The sequence below is a fragment of the Brevundimonas sp. NPDC007368 genome, from assembly GCF_042869015.1.
Classification (GTDB): Bacteria; Pseudomonadota; Alphaproteobacteria; order Caulobacterales; family Caulobacteraceae; genus Brevundimonas.
On the sequence record NZ_JBIAFA010000005.1, the window covers coordinates 282,509 to 300,737 of the forward strand.

An 18,229-nucleotide genomic window follows, 5' to 3' on the forward strand; every position below is an offset into this window, starting at 1 on the left:
GGCGCCCACCTTCTCCCTCAAGGGGAGAAGGAAGAGCGGGGTGGCGCCCTGACTCTACAAACCGTAGACACAGCCTCATGACCGCACCGCTTCCGCCCCTGTCCAAAACCCGCGCCTGGGTGTGCGCGCCGGGGGTGCTGAAGGTGCCGTTCCTGTCCGCCTTCCTGCCCGATTACGATCTGTCGGCCCTGCCGGGGGCGCTGACCGAGGCGGTGCTGGGCTGGGGCATGAAGCCGACGGCGGCGGCGGGACGGCGCTGGGCGGAGAAGCACGACAAACCCTATGTGGCGCTGGAGGACGGCTTCCTGCGCTCGGTCGGGATCGGCGAGAGCGGGGCGACCAGTCTCAGCCTGATCGTCGATGATCTGGGCGTCTATTACGACGCGACCCGGCCCAGTCGGCTGGAGCATCTTCTTCAAACCGCGCCCGACTGGTGCGACCCCGCCATGAAGGCCCGCGCGCGCGGCCTGATCGACAGGATCGTGGCCTCGGGCGTGTCCAAGACCAATATGGGCGGGCCGCTGGACGCGGACCTGTTGAAGCCCGGCCGCCGGGTGCTGATCGTGGATCAGACCTTCGGCGACGCCTCGATCGGCTATGGGCTGGCGACCCAGCAGAGCTTCTCGGACATGCTGGCGACCGCGCGGCGCGATGAACCCGACGCCCAGTTGATCGTCAAGCGCCACCCGGCGGTGGCGGCCGGGCGCAAGCAGGGCTGCATCCCGGCCAGCGAACTGGACGGCGTCACCCTGATCGACACCGACGTGCGGCCCGCCGACCTGCTGGCGGCGGTGGACGCGGTCTATGTCGTGACCTCGGCCCTGGGGTTCGAGGCCCTGTTGCGCGGCCTGCCGGTGCGCTGCTTCGGCGCACCCTTCTATTCGGGTTGGGGTCTGACCACGGACGCGGTGCAGACCGGGCGGCGGGGCGTCGCGCGCGAGCTGGAGCAGGTCGCGGCGGCGGCGCTGATCGCCTACACCCGCTATGTCGATCCGGTGACGGGTCAACGCTGCGAAGCCGAGGCGGCGCTGGAACGGCTGATCGCCCTGCGCGACCGGGCGGACCGGCTGGCGGGAGACTGGGCGGCCGTCGGCTTCGCCCCCGCCAAGCGGCCGCCGGTGCGCCGCCTGCTGAACAGCCCCAAGGGCCGCGTCCGCTACTTCTGGCGCGCCGCCGCCGCCGTCGCCCATGCGCGGGCCACGGGCGGCAGGCTGATCTGGTGGGCCGGCAAGGAGACGCCGTCGATCCGCGCCGCCGCCGATGCCTTTGAAGGCCCCGTCGTGCGCATGGAGGACGGCTTCATCCGTTCGCGCGGCCTGGGCTCCGACTTCTTCGGCGCCCTGTCGGTCGCGCTGGACGATCAGGGCGTCTATTACGACCCGACCCGGCCCAGCCGACTGGAGAGCCTGATCGAGGCGGGCGAGCCGTCGCCGGATCAGGCGGCGCGGGCCGAGGCCCTTCGCGCCCGCGTGGTCGAGGCGGGCCTGTCGAAATACAATCTGAAGGGCGCGGGCGTCCCGGCAAGCTGGCCCAAGGACAGACCCATCCTGCTGGTCGTGGGCCAGGTCGAGAACGACCGCTCCATCATGATGGGCTGCGGCCCCGACCTGCGCACCAACTCGGGTCTGGTGAAGGCGGCGCGGGCGGATCACCCCGACGCCTTCCTGATCTATCGCAACCACCCCGACGTGACGGCGGGCAACCGGCCCGGCCTTCTGGACCACGCGGCGATGGAGGAGGTCGACGCCTCGGCCGACGATCTGGACATCATCGACTGCCTGAACGCCTGCGACCGGCTGGCCACCCTGACCTCCCTGACCGGATTTGAGGCCCTGATGCGGGGCAAGCCGGTCAGCGTCTATGGCCGCCCCTTCTATGCGGGCTGGGGCCTGACCGACGACCGCCTGAGCTTCGAGCGCCGCACGCGCCGCGCCAGTTTGCAGAGCCTGATCCACGCCGCCCTGATCGGCTACCCCGTCTATGTCACGCCGGAGGGCTGGCCGTGCGAGGCTGAGGATCTGGTCGAGGCCCTGATCGCGGCGCGCGACCATCCCCTGCCCGCCCCGCCGCGAGGGCGGGTCAATCGCTGGATGCGGGGCGTGAAAGCCAGTCTCGACCGGAGCCTTCCACCGGCCTATTGAGAAGGTTCGTCATCGCAACGGACTGAGTCCGGCCCGCGAGGCGCCCGAACTTCGCCGCGAGGCGCCGACATAAGACTTGTCGAGCGCCGGGGACTCCATGTTCCCTCATGCAGCGAGGCGCCGCGCGCCGAGCGTTAGGGAACTACACTGTGCAAAAAGCCGTCATCTCCGCCACCGGCCTGTTCACGCCGGAGCAGTCGATCTCGAACGAAGAACTGGTCGCCGCCTACAACGCCTGGGCCGAGGCCTGGAACGCCGAGAACGCCGAGGCCATCGCCGCCGGCGAGCTGGAGATGAAAACCCCCTCGTCGGAGGCCTTCATCGAGAAGGCCTCAGGCATCAAGTCGCGCTTTGTCATGGACAAGACGGGCATCATCGACCCCGAACGGATGCTGCCGCACCTGGCGGCGCGCGGCGACGACGAACTGTCCATCCTGGCCGAGATGGCGGTGAAGGCCGCTGAGGACGCCATCAGGGCCTGGGGCAAGCCGGTCAGCGAGATCGGCGCCGTCATCTGCGCCGCATCCAACATGCAGCGTCCCTACCCCGCCATGGCCATCGAGGTGCAGCAGGCCCTGGGCATCGAGGGCTTCGCCTTCGACATGAACGTGGCCTGTTCGTCGGCCACCTTCGGCATCAAGACGGCGGCGGACTTCGTGGCCTCGGGCTCGGTCAAGGCCGTGCTGATGGTGAACCCGGAGATCTGCTCGGCCCACCTGAACTTCAAGGACCGCGACAGCCACTTCATCTTCGGCGACGTGGCCACCGCCGTCATCGTCGAGGCCAAGGATCAGGCCGGACCGGGCGGCTGGGACATTGTCGGAACCAAGCTGAAGACCAGCTTCTCGAACAACATCCGCAACAATTTCGGCTTCCTGAACCGCGCGGCCCTGCCGACGGGGGCCAGCGAGCCCGTGTCGTCCGACGGCCTGAGCGACAAGATGTTCGTCCAGCAGGGCCGCAAGGTCTTCAAGGAGGTGGTGCCCATGGTCTCGGACATGATCCTCGACCACGCCGCCGAGCTGAACCTGGACCCGCACGCCCTGAAGCGGATGTGGCTGCACCAGGCCAACATCAACATGAACACCCTGATCGGCAAGAGGGTGCTGGGCCGCGAACCCGAGCCGGAAGAGAACGTCATCATCCTGGACGACTACGCCAACACCTCGTCGGCCGGATCGATCATCGCCTTCCACCTGAAGCACGACGGCTTTGCACCGGGCGAGACGGGCCTGATCTGCAGCTTCGGCGCTGGCTACTCGGCGGGCACGGTTTTTGTGCAAAAGCGCCCCTGAGGCCAGATAACGGGAATCATTATTTCCGGCGGCGCTTGCACTGTTCGGAAAATTTTGCAAACCGTAACAGGTGTTGAGAGCGAGGGGGGATGGCGCCCGAATGACTCAGACCGTTTCACCGTGGGCAGAAAAGCTCAGCGATCCGTTGGCCCATGACGTGGCCACGGTGCTGAAACATATGGGCGGATCGGCTCATCAAGACATCGTGGTCAACTGCGTGGCGGCGCTGAAACGCCAGCGCGGCGAGTCCGTGACCCAGGACCTGAAGACGAAGATCATCGAGGTCTTCGAACGCTACCGCGACTTCTTCATCAAGCCCTTCGGCGAGAACTCGCTACGCTGGGCCCTCGCCCCGGGCTTGGCATAAACCCCTTCTCAGACGAACGAAAAGGCCCGCTCCTTCCGGAGCGGGCCTTCGTCGTATCCAGCGCCAGACTGGACGTCAGACAGACCTAGAAGCGACGGACGTAGCTGACCGAATAGGCGTCGGCCTCGCCGCCGTTGTCGCGGAAGTCGCGGCGGGTCCAGTCGGCGCGGACGCCGTTCTTGCCGTCGAGGTAGTAGTTGGCGCCCACGCCGTAGTTCCAGCTGTCGCCGCCCACGTCGGTGTTGGCGCCCGGGAACTCCTGCTTCAGCTCGGTGTGGCCGTAGCCGCCGCGGGCGAACAGCTCCAGCTTGTCGCTCACGGGGTACTTGCCGACCACGTAGCCGGCGGCGTCCCATTCGTGCTTGATCGAGCCGTCGACCCCGGCGACGGTGAAGTCGTCATCCTTGACGCCGACCGAAGCCTCGGTCTCGACCGCCAGGTAGCGGTTCAGGTTGACGCCTAGACGGCCGGTCACGGCGCCGGTCGTGGCGTTATCCCCTTCAACATGCGTGTAGCCCAGCGAGCCGTATCCACGGGCGTCCGGACCCGACTGAGCGAAAGCCGGAGCGGCGAGAGCAGAAATGGCGGCGGCAGCGAGAAGAATGTTACGCATTGTTTCTATAACTCCTAGTAAAACTAGATGCGGTGACTTCTGCGGTCACCGACCCCATCCAGCGAGTAGTTAAATGGGCATCCCGCACAGCCGTTCCATATGAGATCGAATACACGGCCCACCCGTGCGCAACTTGACACACACGGCGTTACGCCGATCACGACCTTATTCCGGCACGAAAAAGGCGGCCCCGAGGGACCGCCTTTGCACGCTCAAGCCTGAAGCAGGCTCTAGCGGTCCTTTTCGCGCTCCTCGCCCGAACGCGCCGCCAGAGCGGCCTGGGCCGCCGCCAGACGGGCGATCGGCACGCGGTAGGGCGAGCACGACACGTAGTCGAGGGCCACGCTCTCGCAGAAGGCGATGGACGACGGGTCGCCGCCATGTTCGCCGCAGATGCCCATCTTGATTCCCGGCCGGGCGCCGCGACCGCGCTCGGCGGCGATGCGGATCAGGTCGCCTACGCCGTCCTGATCCAGACGCACGAAGGGATCGGTCTCGAAGATGCCCTTGTCCAGATAGGCCTGCAGGAAGTGGCCGGAATCGTCGCGGCTGATGCCGAAGGTCGTCTGGGTCAGGTCGTTGGTGCCGAAGCTGAAGAACTCGGCGTGCTCGGCCAGATCGGCGGCGCGCAGGGCGGCGCGCGGCAATTCGATCATGGTGCCGACCAGATATTCGACGCTGTCGCCCGCATCGGCGAACACGGCCTTGGCGGTGCGGTCGGTCAGTTCACGCAGGAACTTCATCTCCAGGCCCAGGGCGACCAGCGGGTGCATGATCTCGGGGATCGGGGCGACGCCCGACGCCTTCTTGACCTCCAGCGCCGCCTCGAGGATGGCGCGGACCTGCATCTCGTAGATTTCGGGATAGGCCACGCCCAGGCGGCAGCCGCGGTGGCCGAGCATGGGATTGGTCTCGTGCAGTTCACGCGCGCGACGCTTCAGCTTGGCGGCGTCCAGACCCGAGCCGGCGGCCAGGGCGTCGATGTCGGCGTCGGTGTGCGGGATGAACTCGTGCAGCGGCGGGTCCAGCAGGCGCACCGTCACCGGCAAGCCGCTCATGATGGTGAACAGCTCGGCGAAGTCGGCCTTCTGGAAGGGCGCGATCTTGGCCAGGGCGACGCGGCGGCCCTGCTCGTCGTCGGCCAGGATCATCTCGCGCACGGCGGCGATGCGGGCCTCGTCGAAGAACATGTGCTCGGTGCGCGACAGGCCGATGCCCTCGGCGCCGAAGCCGCGCGCGGTCTTGGCGTCCAGCGGGGTCTCGGCGTTGGCGCGGACCTTCAGGCGGCGCACGCCGTCGGCCCAGGCCATCAGGGTCTGGAAGTCGCCCGTCAGTTCAGGCTCGATCATGGGCACGGCGCCGTCCAGCACCTCGCCCTTGCCGCCGTCGATGGTGATGACTTCGCCCGCCTTGAAGGTGCGGCCGCGCGCGGTGAAGGTCCCGGCCTTCTCGTTGATCGAGATTTCACCGGCGCCGGAGACGCAAGGCCGGCCCATGCCGCGCGCCACCACGGCGGCATGGCTGGTCATGCCGCCGCGCGCGGTGACGATGCCGCGCGCCGCGTGCATGCCGTGGATGTCTTCGGGGCTGGTTTCCTCGCGCACCAGGATGACGGCGTCCCCGACCTGCGACAGGCGCTCGGCCTCGTCGGCGTCAAAGACGATCTTGCCGGTGGCCGCGCCGGGCGAGGCCGGCAGGCCCGCCGCGACGACGGTGCGGGCGGCGTTGGGATCCAGGGTCGGGTGCAGCAGCTGGTCCAGAGCGGCGGGCTCGACCCGGGACACGGCCTCTTCCTGCGAGATCACGCCTTCGGAGGCCAGGTCAACGGCGATCTTCAGCGCCGACTTGGCCGTGCGCTTGCCGTTGCGGGTCTGCAGCATCCACAAACGGCCCTGCTCGACCGTGAACTCGATGTCCTGCATGTCGCGATAGTGGCTTTCCAGCCGGTTCACGACGTCGACGAACTGGCCGAAGACGACCGGCATGGCCTCTTCCATCGAGGGAGCGGTTTCGCCCATCTCCTCGCGGCCGGCCTTGGTCAGGGACTGCGGCGTGCGGATGCCCGCGACCACGTCCTCGCCCTGGGCGTTGATCAGGAACTCGCCGTACAGGCGCGCCTCGCCGGTCGACGGGTTGCGAGTGAAGGCCACGCCGGTGGCCGAGGTCTCGCCCATGTTGCCGAACACCATGGACTGGATGTTGACGGCGGTGCCCCAGCTTTCGGGGATGTCGTGCATGCGGCGATAGAATTTCGCGCGGTCGTTCATCCAGCTGGCGAAGACGGCCGAGACGGCGCCCCACAGCTGGTCATGCGGGTCCTGCGGGAAGGGCTGGCCCAGCTCGCGCTCGACCAAGACCTTGTAGTCGGCGACGACCTTTTCCCAGTTCTCGGCGGTCAGCTCGGTGTCGACCGAGACGCCCAGACGATCCTTGTGGTCGTCCAGAACCTCTTCAAACTGATCGTGGCCGATGCCCAGGACCACATTGGAATACATGGTGATGAAACGACGATAGCTGTCGAAAGCGAAGCGGCGGTCGCCGGACAGTTTGGCCAGACCCTCGACCGTCTGGTCGTTCAGGCCCAGGTTCAACACCGTGTCCATCATGCCCGGCATCGAGGCCCGCGCACCCGAGCGCACCGAGACCAGCAGGGGGTTGGCGGCGTCGCCGAAGGTCTTGCCGACGATGCCCTCGACGGTCTTCAGACCGGCGGCGACCTGATCAGCAAGCTCAGCGGGATAGGACTGACCGTTGGAATAATAGTGGACGCAGGCTTCCGTCGTGATCGTAAAGCCGGGCGGCACCGGAAGGCCCAGCGACGACATTTCCGCGAGGTTCGCGCCCTTGCCGCCGAGAAGGTTCTTCATCGACGCATCGCCGTCAGCGGATCCCCCGCCGAAGCCGTACACCCACTTGGTCATCTTGCAGTCCCTGAGCCGTGGTCGTCGCGGGATCTGGTGAGTCCCGCTTACGGGGGACTTCACTAGCGCGCTGCACCTGCGAAGGCGAGGCCGGGCGCGTAACAATCCGTGAGAGGATGTATCGGAAACGCCTGTTCGCCCCTCTCCGATCAGCCGTCCAGCTCGGCCCGCGCCTGTTCGGCCAGGTCGAAGAAGCGGCGGCGGACCTCGGCGGCGTAGGGGTTGTCGTGCTCGATGGCGCGGAACACCGCCGCGCTGTCGTGGCGGACCATGTCCACGCCCTGCATGACCCGCTCGAAGCTGGTCGTGGTCATCCGCGTCGGCAGGGGCTCCATGGCCAGCAGGACCTTGGCGATCAGGTGGGTCAGGCCCTGCACCGTCGCCGCCTCGCGGTCGTGATCTTCAGGCGTGACGACGAAGACCTTGAGCCCCAGCGCCCGGCGGCAGAAGGCGGCCACGCGCCACGCCGCCTTGTCGCCCCGCACCGGACAGACGGCGATGCGCAGACCGGCGATGCCGTCCTTGCCGCTCTGGGGGCCGAACAGGGGGTGGGTGCCGACGACATCCACGCCCTCGGGCACCCCCTCCAGCATGACCTGCGCCGGCTTCACCTTCACCGATCCGACGTCGAGGATCAGGGCGCCCGGCGTCACGTGCGGCGCAATCGCCGCGACCGTCTCGGCCAGAACCCCGACCGGCACGGCCAGCACCACCGTCGGACAGGCCGCGACCTCCTCCAGCGTCGCCAGCCGCGCCTGCCCCTCGCCGTCGCTGATCGCCGGATCATGGGCAAGGATGTCGAAAAATGGCGACAGATGCCTGGCCGTCAGCCGCCCGAAGGCGCCGAAGCCGATCAGGCCAAGCCGGGGTTTGGCGTTGCTCACCCCGCCAAGGTTTCCTGGAACCTTACCGGCTGGCCGTGGGCCTGACCGATCAGTTCGCCGTCCTTCATCACCACCCGGCCGCGGACGATGGTGGCCACCGGCCAGCCGGTCGTCTCGAAACCGTCGAAGGGGGTCCAGCCGCAGCGGCTGGCTTGCTGGTCGTGGGTGATGGTCTTCTTCGCCTTCAGGTCGACAATGGTCAGGTCGGCGTCGTAGCTGACGGCCATCCGCCCCTTATTGGCCGTGCCGAACACCCGCTGCGCCCCGCCCGAGGTCAGGTCGATGAAGCGTTCCAGCGACAGACGCCCCTCGGCCACATGGGTCAGCATCAGCGGCACCAGGGTCTGCACCCCCGGCATCCCCGACGGCGAGGCCGGATAGGGCTTGGACTTCTCTTCCTTCGTGTGCGGCGCGTGGTCCGAGCCCAGGACGTCGGCCACCCCCTGCTGCATCCCCCACAGCCACAGGGCGTCGACGTGCTCCTGCGACCGGATCGGCGGGTTCATCTGGGCATAGGCGCCGAGCCGCTCATAGGCCTCGGGCGCCACCAGCGTCAGGTGCTGTGGCGTGATCTCGACGGTGGCGACGTCCTTGTGGAAACGCAGGAACTCCATCTCGTCCTTCGTCGTGACGTGCAGGACGTGGATGCGGGCGCCGGTCTCCTTGGCTAGCCCGACCAGACGGCGGGTGGACATGATGGCGCTCTCGGCGTCGCGGACTTCGGGGTGGCTGGTCCAGTCGCCGGTGCGGGCCAGGCTGCGGCGCTCGACCAGTCGGTATTCGTCCTCGGAGTGGAAGGTGGCGCGGCGGCGCACGTTCGACAGGACCTTGCGCACCCCCTCGTCGTCGGCGATCAGCAGGTCGCCGGTCGAGGCGCCCATGAAGACCTTGACCCCGCAGCAGCCCGGCAGGCGCTCCAGATCGGCCAGATGCTCGGCATTCTCGTGCGTGCCGCCGACGTAGAAGGCGTGGTCTGTCCACATCCGGTTGTTGGCCCGGACCAGCTTGTCGGCCATGGTTTCGGGGTCGGTCGTGTTGGGGTTGGTGTTCGGCATCTCGAACACGGCGACGACGCCGCCCAGGGCCGCCGCGCGGCTGCCGGTCTCCAGATCTTCCTTCCATTCCAGACCCGGCTCGCGGAAGTGGACCTGGGTATCGATGACGCCCGGCAAGACCGTCAGGCCCGTCGCGTCGAACACCTCGCCCGCCGAGGCCTGGGACAGGTCGCCGATGAAGGCGATGCGCCCGTCGATGACACCGACGTCGGCCATGCCGCGTCCGGCGTGGTTGGCGACTTCGCCGCCTCGCACGATCAGGTCATAGGTCTGGGTCATGGGCGCATCTCCTGAGGTCGTGCGCTTATGCGCGCCCGACGCCCCAGGGGACAACCCCCGAAGGCTCAGCCGGCCAGTTGCGCCAGCAGCTTCTTCGACGCCTTCAGCACCCGCTCATAGGGCAGGTCCATCATGTGCTGGATATGCTGGTTCAGGCGCGGGTCCAGGTCGATGAACTCCTGCAGGCTGCGCGGCCCGCGCACGGCCACCCCGGTCCAGGGCCGGCGCAGGGCCTCGTCCGAAGGGCCGAACACCCCCACCGCCGGCACGCCCGCCGCGACCGCCAGCTGGGTCCACAGCGAGTCCCCGCCGATATAGAAGTCGGCCCGCGACAGGGCCGCCACCGTCTGCAATCGCGTCAGCCGGCCTTGCAGTTCGATCACCCGCTCGCGCTTGACGGCGAAGCGGATGGAATGGGCCGCGTCGCGGTCCGCTTCCTCGCCGACGATCATCAGCCGCCCGCCGGCCAGTGGGCCGCCCTCGCCCAGCAGCGACAGCGCCACCTTGGCGTAGCGGTCTGCGGGCCAGCGCTTGCCGATCCAGTCCACGCCCGGCCCGATGGCCAGGATCGGACCCTCGCCCGGCGGGATCAGGGCGTCGGCGGCTTCCTGCGCATCGCGCCCGACGAACAGCTTGGGCGCTGGGATCTCATCCAGCTGCAGCACCCGCGCCGCCTGCTCGACCAGATGCACGTCCGGCAGGACCTTGCCCTTCACCGCCCGCTTCTGACGCCGCAGCTTGCCCGATAGGGTCGAGCCGCGCATGTCGACCACCAGGCCCCAGTTGGTCTCGCGCACCTGATTCCACAGGGCAATCCAGTCCCAGCGCCCGTCGCGATCCAGAACGATCAACCGCTCCAGCCGCGGCAGGTCTGCGAACAGCGGCGCGCTGGCCGGCGATCCGACGACGGTGAAGGTGGCGTGCGGAATGGCCTCGACCAGATGGGCGAGCGCCCCCGACGAGAGGACCGCGTCTTCTGCGTCCGCCTCGGCGATATAGAGGATCGGGAAACGCCCGTGCATGGGGCGACCCTAGAGGGATTCTCTACGGAATTCAGTAGATGCGACAGGAGCCGCCATCCGGTTTGGAATGGCGGCCCGTTTGGCTCAAGTTCTAGGGATTCGCCGCCGACCAGGTGGCGTAGAGATCCAGCGCCCGTTGCGGGGCGGCCAGCCACCAGGAATAGCCGTTGCGACGGCCGATGGAGATGCCGTTGACGTCGTCGTGGATGGTCTGGTCCTTGTCGCCGAAGATCGGACGGCCGGTGACCAGGTCGTAGTTGCGCGACCAGATCGGGCCGGCGCCCGGCTTGTCGATCAGCTTGCGGCCGTCGTCAGTCATCTCGAAGGATTTGTCGTAAACGCGCACCGATTCCAGCCAGGCCACGCCGCCACGGATCGCCGCCTTGACCTCGGGCGACGGGTTGGGCTCGCCCATCAGGAACTCGAGAATGTCCGTTGTCTCGCCGCTGGCGATCGAGCGCGGTTCATAGTTGCGAGCGCTGGTGGGGACCAGGCGCATGGGTTCGACCTGCTGGGGCCAGCCCTGAAGCTGGTCGCCCTTGCGCACCTGGGCGGCCAGCGTGACGTCGATGGCCTTCTTCACCGCCTCGGCGGCGCGAACTTCCAGTTCCGGCGGCACGAAGCCGAAGCCTTCCGTGCCGTTGGCCACGTCGCGCAGCACCATGGCGGCCTCGGCCACGGCGTTGTCGTTGAAGGTGATGGAGTCGTGGAAACCGCCTTCCAGCGGCCAGATCTGCGGCCAGCCGCCGTTCGGATACTGGGCGTTCAGCAGGTAGTGGACCCCCTTGATGACGCTGGCCCGCCAGGCGTCGCCTTCACGACCCGGTGCCTGGGCCGCGACCTTGGCCAGGTAGCGCATCTCGGTCCAGGTGGCGTTGTTGTCGAGCGTGCCGACAAAGGTCCAGAAACGGTCCGCCGGAGCGTCGAAGTTGGCGGGGTTCTGCTCCATGGTCTCGGCGTCGTTGGAGAAACGCTGGCCGGGCAAACGCTTGATGCTGCGGTCTTGGTTCTTGCTCCAGCCGCCGGCGGGGGTCTGGAAACTGACCACGGCGTCAGCCACGGCGCGGGCCTCGGCCGAGCCATACCAACGAGCCGGACGATCCAGCGGCATGTGCGAACTGTTGCCGCGAATGGCCAGGGGCGGCGGCGGCGGGGTGGCGCCAGGCGGCAGTTCGGCGGCCAGGGCGGCGCGATCGGCCAGGTGCTGGGCTTGCGACCGCGCCAGATAGTCCGCCCAGGCGCCGCGCTCGGCGTCCGGCAGGGCGCCGATGCGGTCGATGGTCAGACCGACGGCGGGCGTGTTGGCGCGAATGACTTCGGCCTTGACGGCGCCGGCGTGAAGACCAGAGCCCGCCATGGCGGCGAGGGCTGCGAACGAAATGGCGAAGACGTGTCTCACTGGATGCGTTTCCCGACTGCGTTTCGGCTTGAGCGCCGTTCTCATTATGTCAAAAGTTATTCTACATAATGATACGAGCGCAAGACCTCGTCGTCGGCGAGGTCTGCGCTTTTGCCTCCTGATGCGCTAAGGCGGCATGATGAGCCTGCCCCTTCTTCCCGACCGGTCCTGCGGCGGCTGCGTCGAGTGCTGCCGCGTGATCCCGCTGAACCTGCCCGAACTGGCCAAGCCGACGGGCGAGCTGTGCGGCTATTGCGTCGATGGGGCGGGCTGCTCGGTCCATGAGGTCCGGCCCCCGACCTGCCGCGTCTGGTTCTGTCTGTGGCGGGCGGTCGAGTTGTCCGACGACTGGCGGCCCGACCGCAGCGGCGTCATCATCCGCCCCGACGGCGTCGAGCGCGGCGAAATCACCCTCTATGTCGTGCGCCGCTCCGAGTTTCTGGCAGGCATGGACTTCTTCGCCACGGTGGCAGGCTGGATCGCCGAGGGGGTCGAGGTGGCCCTCAGCGTTCCCGGCCCGGTCGGGACCTACCCCGCCCGCGCCGTGGTCACCGACTGGCTGCGTCCCGCCATCGAAGAGGGCGATCCCGAGGACTTCGTCGCCCGCGTCCTCGCCTCGCTGGACAGATTGGCCGAGCATGACTTCCAGCCGGACGGGGTCGTCGCGCGATACGCGGTCGTTTAGTCCCTTCTCCCCTTGTGGGAGAAGGTGGCTCGCGAAGCGAGACGGATGAGGGGTGTCGACGACGCGGCTTGATACCGTGAACGCTCCGTCCAGACTCCGGGCCCAACGTCGCGCTCACACCCCTCATCCGAGCGCCTCCGGCGCCCACCTTCTCCCTCAAGGGGAGAAGGACTGTGGTGTGAAGGCCTCCCCCTCCCTATCTTGGCCGTATGTCCATCGCCCGCCTCGACAGCCGCGCCCTGATCCGCGTCACCGGCCCTGACGCCCGCCCCTTCCTGCACAACCTGCTGACGCAGGACGTGGAGACGCTGGAACCCGGCGCCCTGCGCTTCGGCGCCCTGTTGTCACCGCCCGGTCGGCTGCTGTTCGACCTCTTCCTCTGGGGTGAGGAGAACGGCGTGGTGCTGGACGTGGCGACTGAGCGGCGCGACGCCTTGGTCCAGCGTTTGTCGATGTACAGACTGCGATCCAGCGTCGAGGTCATGCCCATCCCCGACGCGGTCTTCGTCGCCTGGAACGAGACGCCCGAGGGCTTCGTCCCCGACCCCCGCCTGCCCGAACTCGGCGGTCGCCGCTGGGGCGATCAGTGCGAGACGAATGCGACCGAGGCCGACTGGCAGACGCACCGGCTGAGCCTCGGCGTGCCCGACCCCACGGCGGACCCCCTGCTGGACAAGACCTATCCCATCGAGGCCGACTTCGACCTGCTGAACGGCATCGACTTCCATAAGGGCTGCTTCATCGGTCAGGAAACGACCTCGCGCATGAAGCGGCGCGGCACGATCAAGAACCGCATGATGGCCATCGCCTTCGACGGCCCCGCCCCCGAGCGCGGCGCCGAGGTGCTGAACGGCGAACTTCGGGCCGGCGAGGTCATGACCGGCGCTGCTGGTCGCGCCATCGCCCTGATGCGTCTGGACCGTCTGGAGGGCGATCTGAGCGTCGACGGCCGTCCCGTGCGGGTCGAAAAGCCCCGCTGGATCCCTGAATTTCAAGGCTAATTTCGGCAGAACGGAAAATCTGCTTGTCATGATGTAAAAGTCGCTTGACGTAAAACGTGATGTTGGTAAAGTTCACTTGTCACAACGACAGGGGAGCTTGTCATGAACACCGTCACCAAGACCGCCGCCGCCAACAACAAGAAGATGAACGACCTGACCGTGGGCCTGTGCGCTCTGGTGGTAGTCTCCTCCGGCCTGACCGTCGCCGCGCCCTTCTGGCCCGCCCAACTGGGCGACGCCCCGCAACTGGGCGTGGTCCTGCTGGCCGCCGCCGTCGCCGTCTTTTCGGCCATCCACAGCCTCTACTGGTGGCGCGCCCTCGATGAAGCCGCCAAGGAAGCCCACAAGTGGGCCTGGTGGTGGGGCGGCAATCTGGGTCTGGTCGTCGGCGGCGCCGGCGTCGTGGCCGCCACGCTGATGGACGTGAACCTGCTGCCGGCCTTCGTGCAGCGCTCGGACGCGGCCCTGGTCGCCGTCGGCGTCGTCGGCGTCTTCGCCGCCCAGGCCGTCGGCTACGGCGTCGCCTGGTGCGGCTGGTGGATGGCCCGCCGATGACCAGCGATTTCGTCAACCGCCTCAAGGTCTTCCGCGCCGAGCGCAACTGGACCCAGGCTGATCTCGCCGAACAGCTCGGCGTCTCCCGTCAAACCGTCCAGGCGCTGGAAAAGGGCCGCTACGACCCCTCCCTGCCTCTGGCCTTCCGCATCTCCCGCCTTTTCGGCCGACCGATCGAAGCCATCTTCGTTCAGTGATCCCGGCGAGCCCAAGGCTCGCTAACCTTCAAAACACCACGACATTCAGAGGACTAACCAATGACCTGCGCCATCCGCATGGGCCAAGCGGCCAAACACGTCTCCGACTTCGCCCTGGGCGTCTGCGGAGCCCTGCTGATCTGCATCGCCGTGATGCTGATCCCCAGCCCCGGCCAGGCCGCCGCCTGGTTCGACGCCCCCGCCGCCGCCATCGCCGCCCGCTAGCCCCTCTTTTTCAGGATCAGACCCATGTTCAATCTCTACTCCGCCATCGTCGAACGCTTCTCGGGCTTCGCCCTCGGCCTCTGCGGCGCCTTCCTGATCGCCACAGCCGTCGAGGCCGTCCCCACCTTCGGCCAGGCCCAGCCCGCGGCCGCCGTCTCGACCACGCACTGACCTTCCGGCCCTCCGGGCCGACGCCTTCGCCGACCCGATCGGCGCCCTTTCCCGACACCCCGACAATCCAAGGACGATCCAATGACCCTCGCCAACCGCATGGGCCGTACGGCCAATCACGTCTCGCGCATGGCCTTCGGCGCCTGCGCCGCCCTGGCCGCCAGCGCCGCCCTCGCCGCCTTCCCCGGCGCCGCCCACGCTGAGCAAGCCGCCGCCCCCGCTCCCGCTGTCGCCGCCGCCCCCATCCCCCGCGCCGAGGGCGCCGGTCCGCCGCTGTGGGTGGTCAGGGACGCGGACTCCACCGTCTATCTGTTCGGCACCATCCACTATCTGCGCCCCGGCACGGCCTGGGGGTCGGACAAGGTGGACGCGGCCTTCGCCGGCGCCGACCAGTTCTGGGTCGAGGTGGCTGATCAGGACGACCCGACCGTCGCCGCCAAGGTGGCCCAACAGCACGGCGTCACCCCCGACCGCCCCCTGTCGTCCATCCTATCGACCGAGGACTTCGCGGCCTTCGACAAGGCCGCCCAGGGCGTCGGCGCCAGCGGCGCGGCCCTGGACGCCTATCGCCCCTGGCTGGCCGCCTTCATCGTTGCAGGAACCGCCCCCATGCAGGCCGGCTATCGTCCCGACCTGGGGGTCGACAAGACCCTGATGGACCGGGCCCGCGCCGAGGGTAAGACTATCCACGGCTTCGAAACCGCCGACCGCCAGTTGCGCCTGATCGCCGGCATGAGCGAGGAGGCCCAGATCGCCTATCTGAATAACTATGTCCGCAACGGCGGCCAGATCGTGCCCAAGCTGGATCAGACCGTCGCCGCCTGGCTCAAGGGCGACGCCGCCGAGGTCGGCCGCCTCAACCGCCTCGACACCCGCGACATCCACGAAGACGTCCACCGCGCCGCCCTGATCGTGCGCAACGCCGACTGGACCGACCAGATCGAGACGATGATGAAGGGTTCGGGCAGCGCCTTCGTCGCTGTCGGCGTCGCCCACCTGGCCGATCAGGACAGCCTCATCGACATGCTGAAGGCGCGCGGATACTCGGTCGAACGGCTGTAGGTTCCGGCTTCGACCACGCGTGAGGCCCGGTGGAGACGCCGGGCCTTTTCGCATGCCCGCCCCCATCCGTCATCCCGGCCGCAGCCTTGCGCAGCAAGGCGGAGAGCCGGGACCGCCCAGGCCGCCGCCGTCTGCTTTTGTAGCGGTCCCGGATAGCGGCTACGCCGCTTCCGGGATGACGGAGGTTGATGCCCCCCTTGCGCCACCAGAACATTCCAGCAACATCGCGCCATGACGGAATCCGAAAAGGCCGAAGGCCGCTGCGGCTGGTGCGGGACGACCGACCCGCTCTACATCGCCTATCACGACACCGAATGGGGCGTGCCCGAGTACGATCCCCGCGCCCTGTGGGAGAAGCTGGTGCTGGACGGGTTTCAGGCCGGACTGGCCTGGATCACCATCCTGAGAAAGCGCGAGGGGATGCGCGAGGCCTTCGACGGCTTCGATCCCGAGATGATCGCCCGCTATGACGACGCCGACCGCGAGCGCCTGCTGGCCGATCCGCGCATCATCCGCTCACGCGCCAAGATCGAGGCCGCCATCAACGGCGCGCGGATCTGGCTGGACATGAGGGACAGCGGCGAGGACTTCTCCGCCTGGCTCTGGTCCTTCGTCGACGGCCAGCCTCTGGTGAACCAGTGGAGCCACTTCCGCGAGGCCCCGACCCAGACGCCCCAAAGCGTCGCCATGGCCAAGGCTCTGAAGGCGCGCGGCTTCAAATTCTGCGGCCCGGTCATCACCTACGCCTTCATGCAGGCTGTCGGCATGGTCAACGACCATCAGACGACCTGTTTCCGGCATGGGGAGGTCGGCACGATGGGCCGATCGGGCGTGGTCGCCAAGGTCTGATTGCGGGCGTAGAGGGTTTGTCTGCTTTCGACCCGTTGCGGACATCCGAAACGCCCGCTCTCAGGCCGCCCCTGACCACTAGTCGTCTTCGATGACCGCGAACAAGAATGCTGCCTTCTCGTCAAAGCCCATGATTGCCCCGAGCACCCCGCGCCCCTCAATGTAAGGTCCAGAGAAGTGGAGGCTGTATCGACGATCCATCCAAGGACCATCCGCTCGTAACCGTTCCCAGTGCTTCAGCCTTCGCGAAATCTCCCATGCCCCAATCGCCAAAAACTCTGCACTGGGGGAGAGATCGTTCAGAGCTACCTCGATCGTCCTACACAGCAAGCCCGCTTCATCGCGGGAAATGCCACGGGCGGTGCCATGGTTCAGTGATTGCGTTGCCAGCAAACTCAGCCAAGCGGCGGTTTCGGGAGGGCTCAGTGTTTGAACTTCGGCAGGATGGGGCTTCGATGGGAGCTTATCGAGTAGATCCTCGATCTCCCCACCGGGAAGCGGGACGCCGTACCAAGCGACCTGATCAAGTCCGGAGCTAGACAGCTCTTCCACGAGCGCGCGCAAGCGATTCATAGTCAACTATGGCAGAGGTGTTCACGCGCGCAAACCATCCCTAGGCGACTGTCCGCTTTCCACCCATCATGGACATTCAGCACGACCGCTTCCGCCCCGCGCCCGTTCGTGGCACTGACACGCGATGAAGCCGCCCAAAGCCGCCCCCAAGATCGACCGTCCTTTCCCTACCCTCATGCTTGAGCTGGAGGCGCGCGCCGCATGGAACGGTCACGTCTGCGGCGTGGACGAGGCGGGGCGCGGGCCCTGGGCCGGGCCGGTTTCGGCGGCGGCGGTGATCCTGAACCCGGACGACCTGCCGCCGGGCATCGACGACTCCAAGGCGTTGACGGAGAAGCGCCGCGCCTTGCTGGAGCCCGAGATCAAGACCCGCGCCCTGGCCTGGGGCGTCGGCTTCGCCTCGGTCGAGGAGATCGACGAGTTGAACATCCTGCACGCCACCGGCCTGGCCATGCGCCGCGCGGTCGAGGCCCTGGCTCATCCACCGGTTCACGCCCTTGTGGACGGCAACTACCGCTTCAAGCTGCCCTGCGCCGTGACCCCCGTGGTCAAGGGCGACAGCCGCTCGCTGTCCATCGCGGCGGCGTCGATCCTGGCCAAGACGGCGCGCGACCGGCTGATGATCGAAATGGATGTCACCTATCCGGGCTACGGCTTCGCCAGCCACAAGGGCTATAACGCCCCCATCCACCAGCAGGCCCTCAACACCCTCGGCCCCTGCCCGGCACATCGCCGCAGCTGGGCGCCGATCAAGGCCTTGCTGGACGCAGCCTAGCCGACCGTCGCGCCCGCGACCAGCAGGCCCAGGATCACGACCACCGCCGCGACCAGAACGAAGAACAGCCAGTTGGGCAATCCGCTGGACGACCGACGGCGGGGCTCGGAAGACGTGAAAGAGGACGAACGGTCGGTCGAGGCACTCATGCTGCCTGTAA

Annotated in this window: 20 protein-coding genes; 12 read left to right on the forward strand and 8 right to left on the reverse strand. The window is 67.6% G+C overall.

Features of this window, described 5'->3' with window-relative positions; translation table 11 throughout:
* Positions 1-77 precede the first annotated feature (77 nt).
* The 3 genes from ACFYLW_RS12770 (at position 78) to ACFYLW_RS12780 (ending at position 3,803) form a co-directional block, all read left to right on the forward strand.
* Positions 78-2,141: a capsular polysaccharide biosynthesis protein gene (locus ACFYLW_RS12770; RefSeq protein WP_312063367.1), complete on the forward strand. Its 2,064-nt coding sequence runs from the start codon at positions 78-80 to the stop codon at positions 2,139-2,141.
* Positions 2,142-2,290: 149 nt separating this feature from the next.
* Positions 2,291-3,436, forward strand: a complete 1,146-nt coding sequence (locus tag ACFYLW_RS12775; protein ID WP_312063368.1) for a beta-ketoacyl-ACP synthase III — start codon at positions 2,291-2,293, stop codon at positions 3,434-3,436.
* 100 nt (positions 3,437-3,536) lie between these two features.
* Positions 3,537-3,803: a hypothetical protein gene (locus ACFYLW_RS12780; RefSeq protein ID WP_292084450.1), complete on the forward strand. Its 267-nt coding sequence runs from the start codon at positions 3,537-3,539 to the stop codon at positions 3,801-3,803.
* 85 nt (positions 3,804-3,888) lie between these two features.
* Here ACFYLW_RS12780 and ACFYLW_RS12785 read toward each other — a convergent pair whose 3' ends face one another.
* The 6 genes from ACFYLW_RS12785 to pelA all read right to left on the reverse strand — a co-directional run bounded on the left by ACFYLW_RS12785 (position 3,889) and on the right by pelA (position 11,976).
* Positions 3,889-4,416, reverse strand: coding sequence for a porin family protein (locus ACFYLW_RS12785; protein WP_312063369.1), 528 nt, complete (start codon positions 4,414-4,416; stop codon positions 3,889-3,891).
* Positions 4,417-4,646: 230 nt separating this feature from the next.
* A complete protein-coding gene (gene ppdK, locus ACFYLW_RS12790; protein ID WP_312063370.1) occupies positions 4,647-7,337 on the reverse strand; it encodes a pyruvate, phosphate dikinase in 2,691 nt (896 codons plus the stop codon).
* 149 nt (positions 7,338-7,486) lie between these two features.
* Positions 7,487-8,221, reverse strand: coding sequence for a prephenate dehydrogenase (locus tag ACFYLW_RS12795; RefSeq protein WP_312063371.1), 735 nt, complete (start codon positions 8,219-8,221; stop codon positions 7,487-7,489).
* On the reverse strand, positions 8,218-9,555 hold the full coding sequence (locus tag ACFYLW_RS12800; protein ID WP_312063373.1) for a dihydroorotase: 1,338 nt from the start codon (positions 9,553-9,555) through the stop codon (positions 8,218-8,220). The genes ACFYLW_RS12795 and ACFYLW_RS12800 overlap by 4 nt, the downstream gene beginning before the upstream one ends.
* 65 nt (positions 9,556-9,620) lie before the next feature.
* Positions 9,621-10,577, reverse strand: coding sequence for a glycosyltransferase family 9 protein (locus ACFYLW_RS12805; RefSeq protein ID WP_312063375.1), 957 nt, complete (start codon positions 10,575-10,577; stop codon positions 9,621-9,623).
* A 91-nt stretch (positions 10,578-10,668) separates the two neighbouring features.
* Positions 10,669-11,976 carry a pectate lyase gene (pelA, locus tag ACFYLW_RS12810; RefSeq protein WP_312063376.1) on the reverse strand — a complete coding sequence of 436 codons (1,308 nt, stop codon included), beginning with the start codon at positions 11,974-11,976 and terminating at the stop codon, positions 10,669-10,671.
* A gap of 139 nt (positions 11,977-12,115) precedes the next feature.
* Between pelA and ACFYLW_RS12815 the strand changes: the two genes are divergently transcribed.
* From ACFYLW_RS12815 to ACFYLW_RS12850, 8 genes are all read left to right on the forward strand, one after another.
* The gene (locus ACFYLW_RS12815; RefSeq protein WP_312063379.1) at positions 12,116-12,661 is read left to right on the forward strand and encodes a hypothetical protein; all 546 of its coding nucleotides are present in this window, start codon (positions 12,116-12,118) and stop codon (positions 12,659-12,661) included.
* A 209-nt stretch (positions 12,662-12,870) separates the two neighbouring features.
* A complete protein-coding gene (locus ACFYLW_RS12820; protein ID WP_312063380.1) occupies positions 12,871-13,662 on the forward strand; it encodes a folate-binding protein in 792 nt (263 codons plus the stop codon).
* Positions 13,663-13,764: 102 nt separating this feature from the next.
* Positions 13,765-14,217, forward strand: coding sequence for a hypothetical protein (locus tag ACFYLW_RS12825; RefSeq protein WP_312063382.1), 453 nt, complete (start codon positions 13,765-13,767; stop codon positions 14,215-14,217).
* Positions 14,214-14,414, forward strand: a complete 201-nt coding sequence (locus tag ACFYLW_RS12830) for a helix-turn-helix transcriptional regulator (RefSeq protein ID WP_312063384.1) — start codon at positions 14,214-14,216, stop codon at positions 14,412-14,414. Before ACFYLW_RS12825 ends, ACFYLW_RS12830 begins: the two co-directional genes overlap by 4 nt.
* 60 nt (positions 14,415-14,474) lie before the next feature.
* Positions 14,475-14,639 (forward strand): hypothetical protein, encoded by a 165-nt coding sequence (locus tag ACFYLW_RS12835; RefSeq protein WP_312063386.1) that lies wholly within the window; start codon positions 14,475-14,477, stop codon positions 14,637-14,639.
* Between the two features lie 24 nt (positions 14,640-14,663).
* Entirely contained in the window at positions 14,664-14,810 is a 147-nt protein-coding gene (locus ACFYLW_RS12840; RefSeq protein ID WP_292084468.1) for a hypothetical protein, read from the forward strand.
* 81 nt (positions 14,811-14,891) lie between these two features.
* Entirely contained in the window at positions 14,892-15,872 is a 981-nt protein-coding gene (locus ACFYLW_RS12845; protein WP_390183173.1) for a TraB/GumN family protein, read from the forward strand.
* A 231-nt stretch (positions 15,873-16,103) separates the two neighbouring features.
* Positions 16,104-16,721 (forward strand): DNA-3-methyladenine glycosylase I, encoded by a 618-nt coding sequence (locus ACFYLW_RS12850; protein ID WP_312063389.1) that lies wholly within the window; start codon positions 16,104-16,106, stop codon positions 16,719-16,721.
* Between the two features lie 78 nt (positions 16,722-16,799).
* Here ACFYLW_RS12850 and ACFYLW_RS12855 read toward each other — a convergent pair whose 3' ends face one another.
* Positions 16,800-17,285 carry a hypothetical protein gene (locus tag ACFYLW_RS12855; protein WP_390183174.1) on the reverse strand — a complete coding sequence of 162 codons (486 nt, stop codon included), beginning with the start codon at positions 17,283-17,285 and terminating at the stop codon, positions 16,800-16,802.
* Between the two features lie 133 nt (positions 17,286-17,418).
* On the opposite strand from ACFYLW_RS12855, the gene ACFYLW_RS12860 reads away from it, so the two are divergent.
* Entirely contained in the window at positions 17,419-18,069 is a 651-nt protein-coding gene (locus ACFYLW_RS12860; RefSeq protein ID WP_390183175.1) for a ribonuclease HII, read from the forward strand.
* Here the strand turns inward: ACFYLW_RS12860 and ACFYLW_RS12865 are convergent.
* Entirely contained in the window at positions 18,066-18,218 is a 153-nt protein-coding gene (locus ACFYLW_RS12865) for a hypothetical protein (protein WP_312063391.1), read from the reverse strand. The genes ACFYLW_RS12860 and ACFYLW_RS12865 overlap by 4 nt on opposite strands.
* Positions 18,219-18,229 lie beyond the last annotated feature (11 nt).